At 60.7% G+C, this 15,100-nt stretch carries 11 protein-coding genes; 4 read left to right on the top strand and 7 right to left on the bottom strand.

Annotated features, from left to right (window positions below):
• The first annotated feature begins 1 nt into the window (after position 1).
• A complete protein-coding gene (locus tag AC6I65_RS03145; RefSeq protein WP_497903150.1) occupies positions 2-1,198 on the top strand; it encodes a phage NrS-1 polymerase family protein in 1,197 nt (398 codons plus the stop codon).
• A 712-nt stretch (positions 1,199-1,910) separates the two neighbouring features.
• Here the strand turns inward: AC6I65_RS03145 and AC6I65_RS03140 are convergent.
• From AC6I65_RS03140 to AC6I65_RS03130, 3 genes are all read right to left on the bottom strand, one after another.
• Complete coding sequence (locus tag AC6I65_RS03140; protein ID WP_497902627.1) at positions 1,911-3,629, bottom strand: sialidase family protein; 1,719 nt, start codon at positions 3,627-3,629, stop codon at positions 1,911-1,913.
• A 423-nt stretch (positions 3,630-4,052) separates the two neighbouring features.
• Complete coding sequence (locus tag AC6I65_RS03135; RefSeq protein WP_497902626.1) at positions 4,053-4,820, bottom strand: HpcH/HpaI aldolase family protein; 768 nt, start codon at positions 4,818-4,820, stop codon at positions 4,053-4,055.
• Positions 4,821-5,229: 409 nt separating this feature from the next.
• Positions 5,230-6,387 carry an ABC transporter ATP-binding protein gene (locus AC6I65_RS03130; protein ID WP_497902625.1) on the bottom strand — a complete coding sequence of 386 codons (1,158 nt, stop codon included), beginning with the start codon at positions 6,385-6,387 and terminating at the stop codon, positions 5,230-5,232.
• A gap of 172 nt (positions 6,388-6,559) precedes the next feature.
• Between AC6I65_RS03130 and thsA the strand changes: the two genes are divergently transcribed.
• Positions 6,560-8,173: a thermosome subunit alpha gene (thsA, locus tag AC6I65_RS03125; RefSeq protein WP_497902624.1), complete on the top strand. Its 1,614-nt coding sequence runs from the start codon at positions 6,560-6,562 to the stop codon at positions 8,171-8,173.
• 209 nt (positions 8,174-8,382) lie between these two features.
• Here the strand turns inward: thsA and AC6I65_RS03120 are convergent, their stop codons facing one another.
• The 4 genes from AC6I65_RS03120 to AC6I65_RS03105 form a co-directional block, all read right to left on the bottom strand.
• A complete protein-coding gene (locus AC6I65_RS03120) occupies positions 8,383-8,595 on the bottom strand; it encodes a hypothetical protein (RefSeq protein ID WP_497902623.1) in 213 nt (70 codons plus the stop codon).
• A 257-nt stretch (positions 8,596-8,852) separates the two neighbouring features.
• Entirely contained in the window at positions 8,853-9,686 is an 834-nt protein-coding gene (locus AC6I65_RS03115) for a carbohydrate ABC transporter permease (RefSeq protein WP_497902622.1), read from the bottom strand.
• Positions 9,683-10,609, bottom strand: a complete 927-nt coding sequence (locus AC6I65_RS03110) for a carbohydrate ABC transporter permease (RefSeq protein WP_497902621.1) — start codon at positions 10,607-10,609, stop codon at positions 9,683-9,685. Before AC6I65_RS03110 ends, AC6I65_RS03115 begins: the two co-directional genes overlap by 4 nt.
• A 180-nt stretch (positions 10,610-10,789) precedes the next feature.
• The gene (locus AC6I65_RS03105) at positions 10,790-12,214 is read right to left on the bottom strand and encodes a type 2 periplasmic-binding domain-containing protein (protein WP_497902620.1); all 1,425 of its coding nucleotides are present in this window, start codon (positions 12,212-12,214) and stop codon (positions 10,790-10,792) included.
• Positions 12,215-12,429: 215 nt separating this feature from the next.
• On the opposite strand from AC6I65_RS03105, the gene AC6I65_RS03100 reads away from it, so the two are divergent.
• The gene (locus AC6I65_RS03100; RefSeq protein WP_497902619.1) at positions 12,430-13,584 is read left to right on the top strand and encodes a hypothetical protein; all 1,155 of its coding nucleotides are present in this window, start codon (positions 12,430-12,432) and stop codon (positions 13,582-13,584) included.
• A gap of 171 nt (positions 13,585-13,755) precedes the next feature.
• Complete coding sequence (locus tag AC6I65_RS03095) at positions 13,756-14,556, top strand: creatininase family protein (RefSeq protein WP_497902618.1); 801 nt, start codon at positions 13,756-13,758, stop codon at positions 14,554-14,556.
• Positions 14,557-15,100: the final 544 nt, after the last annotated feature.

Here is a 15,100-nt window from a genome sequence, read left to right as displayed (position 1 = left end):
GATGATAGAAGAATCCATCCCAGAGAAGTTGCGCAATCGAGACCAGTGGCTCTGTTGGCGAAGCGAAGACCGCGACGGGAAATCCACGAAGGTGCCAATCGATCCGAAAACAGGTTCGTTCGCTTCGTCGACGGACGACACTACCTGGAGTGACTTCGATAGCGTCCTCGCATATTCTCACGCCGGTACCGCAGATGGAATCGGCTTCGTGTTCACCCCTAATGACCCGTTCGTTGGGATCGACCTAGATGATTGTCGCGATCCCGAGACAGGGCGTCCGGATACCGTGATCAAATCGATCGTGCAACAACTCGATTCGTATACCGAAGTCTCTCCATCGGGAACAGGATATCACGTACTCGTCGAGGGCGCGTTACCCAGTGGACGAAACAGACGTGGGCAGATTGAACTCTACGATCACGCCCGATATTTTACCGTCACTGGAGATCGCGTTCCTGGCTTGCCCACAGCGATCGAGCACCGCCAGACAGAGCTCGAGACGATCCATCGTGAGTACGTCGAGCGAGACTCGAGTGGAGATGAAAACTCGAGAGCAAGGACTGAGAGGAGAAGATCACGCCTCACGCTGTCAGATGAGGAGTTACTCGAAAAAGCTCGAGCGGCCTCGAACAGCGAGAAGTTTGAGCGACTTTGGAACGGATCGACCGTCGGGTACGATAGCCACTCAGAGGCAGATATGGCTCTGTGTTGTTTGCTGGCGTTTTGGACTGGCGGCAATCAGAACCAGATGGATCGACTATTTCGCCAATCGGGGCTCGTTCGACCGAAATGGGATGCCGTCCACTATGGAGATGGCACGACGTACGGTGAACGGACGCTCGAGCGTGCTGTCGAGCATACGACCGAATACTATGAGCCAGGTGCCCAAAAAGAAGCGACGGCAAAGGATCGATCGAGAGGGACGTCTGAGCCGGCAAGAGTGAGGGAGAACGATCGAGAGATGTACTATCTCGCCCGGAAGAATGAGATTTTAGAAAAGCAAGTGAGAATCCTTGAGGAGACGCTCGAGGAAAAGAACCAGCGCATTAGTGAGTTAGAGGGGGCAATCGAAGAGAGACAGGACGTGCTGACGAAGAAAGCGAGTGACGGTGGAGAAGAAATAGGCCAATCAAATTATACGCCCACTCTCTCGTTTTGGAGACGGTTACGACGACTCGTTGGCCCTCGGAATGAGTGATCACGCCGTTACTATTAGTGGATCGTCTATGGTTAACGGAGAAAAGGGCGCGCCCAGCCAGCGCTTAAGTCCCATGCCTAGAGTACCACCCAGCCTACACGTGGTCGCTTTAATCTACGTTCAACTCTCCAGACCGATGTGAACCCGCCAGGAACAGGATACGCTACGGATTACGGCGGTTGCACGGAGGAGTCTGTTGAGAGGTAACCAAACAACCAGTCAGCGATCGGTCCAGTATCCAGGGTGTGGCTATATAATGCAACTATTGAACAATACTAATACGCGCTTAGTCGACTAATGTCCTTGACTGTATACTGACCGATTTTCTGTATATAACCGCCAATTACCCAGATATATCAAATGAATCCACAATATTTATAATATTGTTAAAATAAATCCTTATATATATTTGTTTTTAGTTAATAATATTTGTGTTATGTATGTGAAATGGGCGTCTCCGCATCATATGAAAAGTATATAGTCCACAATACAAACCGACCGCAGGTCGGACAACCGGTTATAGGGACTGTCGACAGTGCATCACTTCACGCCGAACGAAACGGTGGTAGGGTCGCTAGAACGCTTGCGGGTCCGGCTGCCCCAGTCGTAACCTCCGCGAAGTGAGGGTCCAGTAGCGACCCAGGAACGACGTCAGAACGCGTGGCTCCCGTCAACAGCTCTCGATTGCACAATAGCCGCCCGCACAGTGACGTCAGTCGTACTTTCCATAGAGTTTGATCGTCTCACCGGCCTCGAGTTGCTCGGTCGTAGTCGTCGTGCCGCCGGCGATTCCGGCGGGAGTGCCTTCGCCGGAAGTGAAGAACCCGATAGCGTTTCGGTCCGGGAGGTGAATCCGGCAGTGGACCAGCGCGTCGCTGACCGTCCCGGTGTAGGTCAGGCCGGCGTGGACGTCGTAGATGCCGGCCTCGTCGACGACGAACGCGTGTTCGTCCGGGTCGAAGGTGATCCCCTCGGCGAACTCGACGTGGTCTAGCTCGACCTGGGCCTCCTGACCGAGGCTCTCGAGCGACTGGTCCGCCGAGAGCGTCGCCCGTCCGCCGACCTGGCTGCCGGCCCGTGAGACGGCCAGCCAGGTGTTCTCGCGGTTGGCGGCGATCTCCGGGTCAGGCTGGGGAGCCGGGGTTGAGTCGTCCTCATCGGAATCAGAATCCGCGAGCGCCGTCCTGTCCACGGCGGGCTGGAACAGCGTCAGGTCGCGGAAGACGTTGCCAGAGTCCGGCCCGGAGTTACCGAGTTCGCCCTGTTCGTGGACGACGTAGAACCGCCAGCCGAACGGACCGTCGTCGACGAGCCGGAGCGACCCGTTGGAGGCTTCGTTGCTCACGACGGTACTGATCTGGACGTTCTGCTCGACCGTACCCGTGTAGGGATTGAACAGACCGAGGAGAGTTCGATGGTTACCGTCCCACCACGACCCGCCTTCCGACGAAAGGCTGCGATTCCGGTAGAGGAAGACGAGGCGCTCCCCGTAGGGGGTCTCGATCATCTGTCCCCCCTTGGTCGCACCGTAGGTGTCCATTCGGGGGTGGAGCGACTGTTCGATGTAGCCGTGATTCGACCAGGTCTCGCCGCCGTCGTCGCTCTGGCACCACTGGAGGACGGGTGCGTCACTGGCGACGTCGGGATCCTCACAGCGGACGATGGCAGTCAGCGCGCCGTCCGACCGCGGTTGGATGACGTGTTCGTTCGGCCGGATCGGTTGGTCGTTTACGATGCCCAGGTCGGTGAGCGTATTGCTAGCCGGATCGTACTCAGCGAACTGGATCTCCTGCGGGCTGGCCGTGAAATCGACGTAGCCGACCTTGATGACCCCCTCCTCGACGAAATGAGGCAGCATGCGGTAGTTCTTGAATCGGTTAACGTTCTCGGTGATGGTCCAGCTTTTGGCGAGCGAGTCCCAGCGAAGTCGGTGGACGGCCGTCGCTTCGTTGCTACTCGTCCGCGGATCGACCTGCGAGTCGAAGAAATAGAGCGTGGTATCGTCCGTAGCGATCAACCCATTGCCGGTTCGCGACGGATCGATAGTCGACCCGAGGTCGAGCGTCTCGATGTCGGAGAAACTCTCGCCCTGGTCACGACTCTGTTTGAACGTGACGGTGGCCTCGCCCACGTACGTGTGTTCGTCGGTACCGTCGCGGGTGGCAACGACAATCGTCTCCGTTCCGTCCGGCGAGACGACCTCGAGGGACGAACACGGCACCGGCGACTCCTTGATCGTGGTCGTGGTCGCGACCTCGTGGTCGTACCACGGCCCCTGATCGGCGGCGGCCCCCAGGTAGCCGTTCTCGACGAAGAGGTTCTGCCCGCTGAACGACGAGAGACGGTCGTTCTCGCTCGTCGTCAGCGCGTCGAGGTTTAACAGCTCGTTGCCCTGTGCGTCGACATTCTGTGCCCATTTCTTCGGTGCCATCGCCTGTGAATTCTCCGAGGAATCGTTCAGGGTGTGTGCTTGCGGCTCGGTACTCGAGTCAGAAGCTGATGCGAGACCAATGGAACTCATGCCCATCAGTTGCATCAGACTCCGTCGGGAGGTTCTGAATCGACTCCCGTGGTTGTCACTCGTCTGGACGTGGTCGTCTGCGTGGTCTTTCGGCATAGTGGTTCACCTTCACGTGATACTGCATCACAATGGACAGGAGTGGAGATATTAAAGTTTGGGATGAGGAGTAGTATTATACCAACTAGAATTTTGTTGGTTGTATCCAGACCGCTCACCAGACAGAATCGAAATCTGCGGGTCGCGGCCGGAGTCGGCAGGTCGAACCTGCGAGAACGGCGAAAGGGCTGGCTGAGACACAGACGATGTGTCGTCCAATCCGGATCGACGGCCCGCTTACGTGTCCTCGACGGCTTCCTGGAAGCGCTGCGCGAAGCGATCCGCGGCGGAGTTGAGATAGGCGATATCGCTGCCGGCAGCGAGGAAGTCGACGCCGCGGTCAAGCCACACGTCGATATCGTCGACGTTTCCGACGACGGTCCCGACGGCGACGTCCGCTTCGTGGGCGGCGGTGACGATGCGATCGACCGCATCGTCGAATCGGCGCGTTTCGTCGCTTCCGAACGTACCGAGCGAGACGGCGAGGTCGCCGGGCCCGATAAACACGCCGTCGATCCCATCCACGGCGACGATGTCCTCGACGTTCTCGACGGCGTCTTCCGTCTCGATTTGGACGATGACGACCGCGTCTTCCGCGTCTTCCATGTACTCATCGAACTCCTTGCCGTACTTCGCGGGGCGAAGCGGGCCGACGCCCCGAATCCCCTCGGGTGGATACCGAGTCGCCTCCACGGCAGCTTCGGCCTCCTCGACAGTGTTCACCCAGGGGACCAGAATGCCGCTCGCACCCATGTCCAGGACGCGCTTGATGACGACGTGGTCGTTCCACGGGATGCGCGTGATCATCTCGGCGTGGCCGTCGGAGGCGTCCATGGCGCGCCCCATCTCGGTGACCCCGGAGACGTCGAGCGGGGAGTGTTCCATATCGACGACGATGAAGTCGTGTCCGTACTCGGCGATCAGTTCCGCAATCGATGGGTCCTCGAGGACCATCCACGATCCGAGCACGTGCGTTTGCTGATCGAATCGCTCTCTAAGAGTCATCACGGATCGATAACTGACAGGTGTTACCATAATACTTTATGTTGGCGACGAAGACGGCAGCTTCGCGTCCCGAGAAATCGGAGCGGCTGACCGAACCAACGTGCAAGCGCGTGCCTCGAGAGCCGCTTTCGTGGAACCTGCCTCGAGGATCGGGTCCACGCCGCATTCGACAATCGAACACTCAGGGGGTATAGTGAGGACCGATCGCGCCGCCAAGGTCATCGAAACCGATAGCCCGAAGTAAGCAGACGCGGTGGTCGTTCGGCTCCACCGAACGCGAGAAACCGTTTCGTCACGGTGTATCGACGAGCAGTGAGATAGAACGTATACCGAAAGCGCACGTGGCCAGAGATCGGATGCCCACCAGTTCCTCGCAACTGTTCGAGCCGGTTGCGGCCAGTCACAACGGTTACAGGAGGCGCTGGCGATCGCTGTCGAACAGTTTAATCTGGTCCGGCGGGACGGTAACCGAGACGGTTTCGCCAGGTTCGGGTTTCGTCACGTCGTCGACCAGCACGATGACCTCCTCGCCGTTCTCGCACTCGACGTAGATAGCGACCCTGTCGCCGTGTGGTTCGACGACCGTCACTGTCGCGTCGAACAGCCCCTCGTCACCGATCGAGAGTGCCTCCGGACGGACGGCCATCGTCATATTGGAATCAGGCTGCGCGGGAAGTCGGTCCGCTTGGTCGTTGGTGAGGGGCATCTCGAATACGTCGCTCGACAGCGTCATCCCGGCATCCCGGGTCACGAGCTCGCAATCGAAGAAATTCGTCGACGGGGATCCGATGAATTCAGCGATGAACTGCGTCTGGGGGTCGTGATAGATTTCGTCGGGGGTACCGACCTGGGCGATTTCACCGTCGTTCATCACGACGAGCTTGTCGGCCAACATCATCGCCTCCTGCTGGTCGTGGGTGACGAAGATCATCGCGATGTTGAGCTTCGACTGGAGGCGCTGGACCTCCACGCGCATCTGATCGCGGAGATTTGCGTCCAGAGCCGAGAACGGTTCGTCCAGCAGGAAAGCCTCTGGTTGAATCACCATCGCCCGCCCGAGACTGACCCGTTGTTGTTGACCGCCGGAGAGCGCTCCTGGTTTTCGATCCAGGAGTTCACTGATCCCGAGTATTTCTGCGGCCTCTTCGACGCGGTCTGCCTTCTCCTCCGGAGGCAGATCCGTCTTCATATCGAGGCCAAACCGGATGTTGCGACGGACGCTCATGTGCGGAAACAGGGCGATCGACTGGAAGACGAACGCCAGGTCCCGGTCTTTTGGTTTCTTTTCCGTTACGTCCTCGCCATCGATGACGATGCGACCGGCATCGGGAATCTCGAGCCCGGCGACACAGCGGAGCGTGGTCGTCTTCCCACATCCCGATGGCCCCAGCAGGACGACGAACTCACCTTGCTCGATGTCGAGATTGATGTTCTCACAGGCGACGACCTCGCCGCCGTCGAACGTTTTCTTGACGTCTTCGATTTTGACGTGAGCGGATTCGGATCGCTCTCCGTCCCCCGGGTCTCGTGCAGTTCGGACTGTGTCCGGGTCGTCAATGCTACTCATTGTCTATCCATACTTGCTCCGTTCTGACTAATAAACTTGCCCAATTAGTGATCCCGTGTACGCGCGCTGCGCAAGCCCAGTCCGCCCGCAGAGAAGTGAACGGTCTCGTTCGAGAGTGACTGCACCAACCCATATAAATAAGGACGCGCCATACGTGACGTGTGAACGTTGAATGACCCACGGAACAGAAGGCCAACTCCAGGCCGTGATCAACGAAGCGTACAATCGGGTCGAGGGCGCCGACGCCCAGTCGATGAACATCCAGGCTGGACGGGCGCTGGGCGAGGCCATCCGCACGACGCTCGGTCCCAACGGTATGGACAAGATGATCGTGGACTCACTCGGTGGCGTCGTCGTCACGAACGACGGAGCCACCATCCTTCGGGAGATGGACATCGAGCACCCCGGGGCAAAACTGGTGGCCGAGGTCGCCCAGACACAGAAGAACGAGGCCGGCGACGGCACGACGACGGCCGTGGTGCTCGCAGGCGAGTTGCTCCACCAGGCCCAGAAGTTGATCGATAAGGGAATCCATCCGACGTCGATTATTCAGGGGTATCGGCGCGCTATCACGAAGACCTACGACGTCCTCGAGACGAACGCACTCGAGATCACCACCGACGACGAGGCGACCCTCGCGCAACTCGCCGAGACGGCGATGACGGGAACGGGAGCCGACGGCGATCGCGCCTATCTCGCCGAACTCGTCGTCGAAGCCGTCACACAGGTGTCTCACGGACGATATCCCGTCGACGATGCGATCGATATCGAAGGGATTCCGGGCGGCCTGGTCACCGACTCGGAGTGCATCCAGGGAACCATCATCGAGAAGGAACCAGCCCAGATGGGAATGGCATCGCTGGCCACTGATGCGTCGATCGCCGTGTTCGAAGACGGGCTCAAACTAGACGAGAGAGGTGACGGCGCGCTGTCGATCAGCGACTACGAGACGAAACAGGCGATCCTCGACGACGAAGCGGAGACGCTTCTCGAGCGGGTCGAGCGGCTCTCGGAGCTGGACGTCGACATCGTCTTTGCGGGCGGGGAACTGGAGCCACTGGCCGTCGAGGAACTGGTTCGACGCGGGGTCCTGGTCTTCCAGAAGACCCCAACTGACGCGCTCGAGCGGCTCGTCAGGGCAAGTGGTGCGACCGTCAGTTCCAGAGTGGATGCCCTGGACTCGGGGAAGTTGGGGTCGGCCGGACGCGTCGAGGTCGGAAAACGGGCGTGGACGGACGTCGTGTTCGTCGAGGAGTGTCCGGATTCGGGCACCGTAACCCTCCTTCTGCGAGGCGGGCCAACTCACGTGATGGACGAACTCAAGCGACCAGTCGTCGATGCGATCAGCGTCACGAGTAACGCACTCGAGAAAGGGGCTATCTGTCCCGGCGGGTGTGCTATGGAGGTCGAGATTGCCAGTCAGCTTCGGCAAGCAGCCGACCGGATCGCTACCAGGGAGCAACTCGCGGTCGACGCGTTCGCTGACGCACTCGAGACCCTCCCGAAGACGATCGCGGAGAGCGCCGGACTCGATCCAATCGACGCGATCGTCGAACTCCGTCGGGAGCACGCCGCCGGCAACGCGACGGTGGGAATCGACGGTCAGGAGGCCGAACTCACTGACGCCGTCGACGCGGGGATCGTTGACTCGGTGCGGGTCAAACGAACGGCGATCGAAACCGCAGCCCAGGCCGCGATATTCCTCTTGCGCGTCGATGACGTGTTGCTCTCCGAGAAACTGCCCGACGACGAACACGGCGGGACGGACCCAGGAATGCCCCGGTAGGGCCGACGCACTCGGCGTATCGAGATCGACGACGCAGGCGTAAGCTCGAAGTCGCCAAAGCGAAGCACTCGCGTAAACTGAGGCTTTACTCTCGAGTCGTGACCGAAGCGCTACGCTCGAGTTGAGGCGACGAGCCGTCTCCCTGTTAGAACGTCACGCGGCGTACAGTTCACGGTCGGCTACCACGACCGGTCCGACCGAATCCGAACTCAGTGCGCGTACCTGGCTTCGCGGATGGACGACCGGACCTGGTTGACGAGGACGATACCGGTGAGCAGGGTGAACGTCAGCATGAATCCGACGACGACGAGGTTGTCCTGGTTCAACGAGAGGACGAGGCCGAGGCCGACCGCCAGAAAGCCGAAGACCGTGGCCATCATCTGCTGTGTGAAGATATCCGTGAACGGTATTGACGAATTCATGTGTGAGTAACCCATACTCGCACGTGCCTATAGTATTTTTCCTCGGTCGACACTGGAATCGCGTTTGACCCCTCATCGTCTGCCAGGGGAGGGCGGTCCGGACGTCGCCCACCCTCTCGAGGCCGAGCGTCGATCCATCACCCACGCGGTGAGACTGACAAGCGCTCGAGGAACAGCCTGCGATTCGGTGTGCGGTCTCGAAGTGAGTTCCCCGACCGGTCGATCGATGAGAATCGCCAGAAAAACGCGGCGCCCAGTTACTGGAACGTCTGGGTGAGACTCTTGCGGGCGAACAGGTACATGAGCGCCGGCGGCAGGCTGATCAGCACGGTCCGGGCCATGACGACCCCCTGCTGGAGGGAGGCGTCGGCGCTCACGGCCTCGTTCAGGCTCGCGATGGCAGGCTTCGCGCTATCGACGGTCAACAGGAGCCCGAAGAAGAACTCGTTCCAGCTGATGACGAAGGCGAAGAAGCTCACAGCGAGGATACCAGGGACCGACAGTGGCAAGATAACGCGTACGAACGCCGTAAACGGCGTACAGCCGTACACCTGGGCGGCCTCCTCGATGTTTGCGGGGAGCGCGCTGAGGTAATCGCGCATCAGGAAGACCGTGAACGGGACGAGGAAGACCAGGTCGATCAGCCAGAGACCGACGATGTTGTCCGAGAGTCCGATGTCGATGAAGGTGACGGTGATCGGGATCGCGGCGATGATCACGGGGAACAGCAACACGCCGACGACGGCGTAAAAGAGCAGGGACTTGTGGGCGAAGTCCCGCCGCGCGAACGCGTACGAGGCCGGGAGCGTGATGAGAAGCGTGAGAATCGTCGAACCGAGCGCCCTGAGGTAGCTGTTCTCGAGCAGCGGCGCCGTGGATTGCCAGGACTGACGATACCACTCGAACGTCGGGTCCTCCGGGATCCAGATCGGGTTGTAGAAGTTCGCGGCACTCCGGACCGACATCGACAGGGCGAACAGCGCGGGCACCAGCGCGACCACAAACAGGGCGACGACGACGAGCACGCGCGCAACCGACCAGAGGATTCCGGAGAGGTCCTGCTGGCCGCCGCGTCCGGTGAGACGGCTCATGCGACCCCCTCCTGTTCGCTCGCGGTTCGTTCGAACCACCACATCAGCGGCAGGACGGCCACGATGACCACCAGGACGGTGAGAATGCCGACCGCCGCGGCCCGACCCATCTGCTGGTTGGTGAAGGCGAAGTCGAACAGCGTGACCGAGAGCGGCGAGGTGTCGTACCCGGGCCCGCCGCGCGTGAGCTGCCACGTCTGTGCCGTCTTGAGCATGTTCTGGACGACCCGGAAGATGAGGACGAACAGGATGGCACCCTTGAGGTGCGGGTACGTGATGTAGCGAAACATCTGGAGGCGGTTCGCCCCATAGACTTTGGCGGATTCGTACAACTCGTCGGAGACGCTCTGGCGCCTGGCCAGGATGATGATGAACACCCACGGCCAGTACGTCCAGGTGAGACTCCCCAGCACGACGAGAATCGCGGGCCAGGTCTCCTGGCGCCAGTAAGGGAGCGTATCGATGAGGCCCCAGTTGGTGAGGACGGTGAAGAACGGGCCGAAGTTCGGCTCCAGAAAGTAATAGAGGATCGTCCCCGAGGCGACAGGCGGGATGACGAACGGGAGCAGGAACGTCGTGCTCACGAGGTCCTTGAGGCGCGTGGTGTGGTAGACGGCGAGGGCCGCGACCACCCCGACGATCAGCTGCGGAATAGCCATGAGCGCCATCAGAATCGTCATCCGCAACGACGCCACGAACGCGTCGGACGCGATGAAGTTCGTGTAGTTGTCCAGTCCTACCCAGCTTCCCTGGCCGACGCGAAGCGGCCACTCGAAGAAACTGATGTAGATGCCCCGAATAATCGGGAGCCAGAGCATGACGACTATGGCGAGCAATGCGGGGAGGATGAACAGGTAGACTTTCCACCGTTCGGGAAACCGTTCACGGAGTCCCCCCACCGCGAGGCTGTGGCTTGTACTCATGTGTCGTTCCATTGCTACCGGCGTATTAAAGCTACTGGGTTCGGGCCGTAACCGGCTGACGACGGAAGAATTCGGGACTGCCGTTGCACTACTGCGGCCGCGGTACCGGCGCTCCCAGCCGGCGACGCTGTCGCGTGGCGATCTCCTGTCGGGGCCTCGAGGTCGAACGACGATTGGGGGTTACGCGAGTCCGACGTCCTCTCGGGCGGTCTCGTACCACCCGTCCATCGCTTCCTCGAGCGTGAGGTCGCCGGTCAGGAACTGCGGGAGGTACTCGCCGGCTCCACCCAGGACCGGTGCGACGGAGCCAACCTCCGGACTCCCGTACCCCAGCGACCACGCGCCGCCGTTTTCCATCTGCGTGCGACAGGCCTCGAACCAGTGATGTTCGTCCTCCCACTCGACGTTGTCCTGGGCGGCGTCCCAGGTGTCCCGCTTGCTCGGGATGAATCCGGACTCCTGGGCCATGATCTCGTGGAAGCCGTCGCTGAGGACGTAGTTCGCGAGGAAGAAGATAGCCGCTTCCTGGCGGCGCTGTTCCTCGTCGTCGTTCTCGTCGACGGGCACGATGTTGTAGGTCCACGGCGTCTGGTTGCTCTTGTCTTCGCCCCACATCGGGTACCAGCGGAGCGATCCGTCCTGCAGGACCGACGGGTTCGACCCCGCGACGCTCTTGTGGTGTTTCGGTTCGGGGTTGATCTGACCGTAGCGGTTCGTGGTCGCGATCTGCCCGGAGACGTCGGGACCCCCGAGCGACGCCGTGTCGGGGGCAATGACATCCTCGTCGAGGAGTCGCTTGAACCGTTCCATCGCACTGCTCCACGCGTCGTTGTTGACGATGACGTCGGAGTAATCCTCGCTCATCAGCGACGTCTCCTCCTTGTCGCCCAGCTGCGGTAACTGCCCCCAGAGGAAGCCCAGGACGTCGCCACCGGAACCGGGGATCTGGAAGCCGAACTCGGCGTCGGAGTTCTCCTGGAGCTGGCGCGAGAACTCGATCGCCTCCTCGAACGTCGACGGCGGGAAATCGTCCTCCAGTCCCGCCTGTTCGACGAAGTCGTACCGCGCCAGGACGGGACTGCGCGGGCTGTTGAAGATGGGGAAGTGAGGGACGTCGATGTCCGGGAGCCCCCGCGCCAGCCACTCCATGCCCTCGAACTGCCACTCCAGGTCGCCGATGGTGTCGTCGTCGAACTGGTCCGAGTAGTCCTGCATCAGGTCGTCGGCCGTGTAGTAGTACTCCGGATCCAGGTTCACGCCGAACGCCGGCGTCCAGGAGTGGATGTGCGGGCCCTCCCCGTTTCGAATCTGCTGTGGCCAGGCGTCAGCGATCCCGCCGTCGAACGTGAGGTTGACAGTCGCGCCCGTGTCGGACTCGAACTCCGCGACCAGGTCCCTGATGAACTGTTCCTGGCCCGTGTTGACGCCGAACCAGTCCCACATCTCGAAGGTAACGCCATCGAATCGCCCCTCGGCGTCCGGCGCGTCCGTCACGATTCGGTCACCGTCACCGTTCCCGTTTCCGGTACCGTTTCCATCCCCGTTCCCGTCGTCAGACGTACACCCTGCGAGGAGACTGCCGGCGCCGACGCCGGCCATGGTCATGAATCTCCGCCGGGACTTCTGGCTATCACTGCTTGCGCGGTCCATGATTACAGTTAACACGTTAGTTGAGCGGTACAAATAGTTACTGGAATCGTTAGTGCGACGGAACCTCGGAATTAACGAGTGGGTGGGCGAGCACCGACTCGTCGGAGCGCACCCCGTCGGCGAGGGGTCGAGGAGAAACGTTTTAGTCGCGTTCCAGGAATACTGTACGTATGGATTTTGCAATGTGGGCCTATCCGTGGGACCTCCGAGACCAGGGCGTCGACGACGCTGTGGACCGCCTGGTCTCGGCCGGAATCGACGAACTCAACGTCGCGACCAACTACCACGCGGTTCACTCGTATTCACCCACGAACCCGACCAGCAAGTCGTACTTCGCGCGGGCCAGCGCCTACTTCCAGCCCGACGAGGGGTACGGGGACCTCGAGCCGGTGCCGGCCGACCGAATGGGCGACGACGACTGGCTCGCCGAAATCACCGACGCGCTGGCGGATTCGCCGATCTCGGTGACCGCGTGGACAGTCGGGTGTCACAACTCGCGGCTCGGACTTGCGAACCCGGACCTCACGATCACCTCGCCCCACGGTGATTCGCTACCCTTCGGGCTCTGTCCGTCTCAGCCCGCCGTGCGCGCGTACCTCGAGAACCTCGTTCGCGACCTGAATTCGCGAGGAAGCTTCGAGCGCATCGAACTGGAGTCGTTCGACTACTTCTTCGGCAGCGGCCACGGATGGCACCACGACAAGGTGTTCGTCGAACTGGGGAAACTCGGGACGTTCCTCCTCGGGCTGTGTTTCTGTGACGAGTGTCGAAGCGCGGCCGCGGACGACGGAATCGACGTCGAGGCAGTGCGGGAGACGTGCGTCCGGACGATCGACGCAATCGCCGACGGAACGCTGCCCCCGTCGCTCGACCCGCTGCAGTGGATCGAGGCGCACCCGCGCGTCGGCGCGTACCTGTCGGTTCGTGAACGATCGCTCGTCGACCTCTTCGAGTCTGTCCGGGCGATCATCGATACCCAGCTCGGGTACACCATCGGGACGCTGGACGTCGGCGACGAGTGGCTCTTCGGTATCGACCTCCCGAAGGTCGCCGACTCCCTCGATTACGCCACGACGCTCGCCTACGAGTCGTCGGCGTCGGCCGTCGTCCACCAGGTGAACGTGGCGAACGAGTTGACGCCGGAGCTTCCGATACACGTCGGCGTACAGCCGGGACCGCCGGTCGTCGACGACGGTGACACGGTGACGGCGATCGTGGACGCCGTCGCGAACACCCGGACGGAGCGGGTATCATTCTACAACTTCGGGCAATTGCCCGAGCGAAGCTTCGACTGGCTCGCCCGCGCCACGAGACCGTACCGCTGACGAACGCTCGGACGGCGGCCCACCGCTGGTGCCGTGACGTCGGCTTCGCGAAGCACAGGGTGTCACGCTCTCGGCGGCACCCGGCTCTCGCCCCTTGCGTAGTCGGTTTCGCGACGCCGCGCCGATTGCGGAGAGCAGCAGTTTTTTGACCCGTCCGGTCAATTTGCAGGTATGCTCCCCCGGACAGGACTGGCAAGTCACTCGTTCAGCACTCACACGGCACCGGAGATTACGGACCTCGCCCAGCGAGACGGCTCCGTTCTCGTGGTGCCCGTCGGCAGCGTCGAACAACACGGCGAACACCTCCCCGCGGGCACGGACACTATCCTCGTCACCGAAGTACTGGCGGCGGCGCTCGAGCGACTCGACGACGTCCCGGTCCTGTCGACGCCGCCGGTCTGGTGTGGATACTCCCCGCACCACCTCTCCCTGGGAGGGACGCTCTCTGGGGAGTTCACCACGCTCAAGGCCCAGCTCGAGGAGATTGCGAGCACGGGATTGGAGAACGGCTTCGACACCATGGTTTTTCTCAATGGCCACGGTGGGAACACGGCACTCATCGAAACGGCGGTGAGCGAAGTCGGCCAAACACACCCCCTCGTCGAGGTACACGGCCTCACCTACTTCGAAGTCGCAACTGATCTCGTCTCGGAGATTCGCGAGAGTGATCTGGGTGGAATGGCCCACGGCGGCGAGTTCGAGACATCGCTCATGCTGGCGCTCTATCCGGACCTCGTCGGTGACGAACGCGTCGGTGAGTACCTCGACGAGCCGTACGACCTCGGGAATCGAGACCTGGTGAAGGGCGGTCCCCTCGCGGTATATCGTGAATTTTCGGAGTATTCCGCGAGTGGTGCGATCGGTGATCCGTCCCTGGCAACGCTAGAGAAGGGCAATACGCTTCTGGACGGGATTGCAACTGAATTAGCCTCGTTTTTCACGTCGATTTCCGAGCGGAATCGGTCTAACTAGCCCTCTCGAGGTACTCTCGTTCGCCGGATCTGTCCACTGCAAGGAGCCTTGCCGAAACAGCACTCGAGTTGGAAGCCTCTCGGAATCTGGATACCACCTGTGGACGCAGTCGACTTTCAAAGCTGGTGGTCTCGGCTCTTAATCCATTTATATTGGAACAAGGGGTGGCCAGAGGAGAGTAATTCCAATAGGGACGGAAATATGAAAATGGATCCATCCAGCGTGGAAGCCTACAATAGGTAACAAGCCGCTTGCGAGAACGCTGGCGCATTGAGATCGAGCTGAAGGGGGCGACTCAGTCGCAACTAGAATTACAAGCCTAAGCATGTAATATCACGAGTCGATTCTTCGATCGAGAGCACATCCTATCGACTTCGAAACGGACGATGGAATCCAATATAGTCGGAACGATGATGAGAGCCGCCTATAACGGTACGGATGGGGGCTGTAATTCCATCAATAATGGAAGCTGGAGTGATGGATCCTCGTTCATTGGATGTCTGGGCTTTCGAAGGGAACGTTAATCATCGTGGGCCACGAGGAA

This window comes from Natronosalvus sp. KLKA75 (assembly GCF_059736265.1).
Note: the sequence above shows the minus strand (reverse complement) of the source record. Positions and strands in the feature narration are given on the sequence as shown.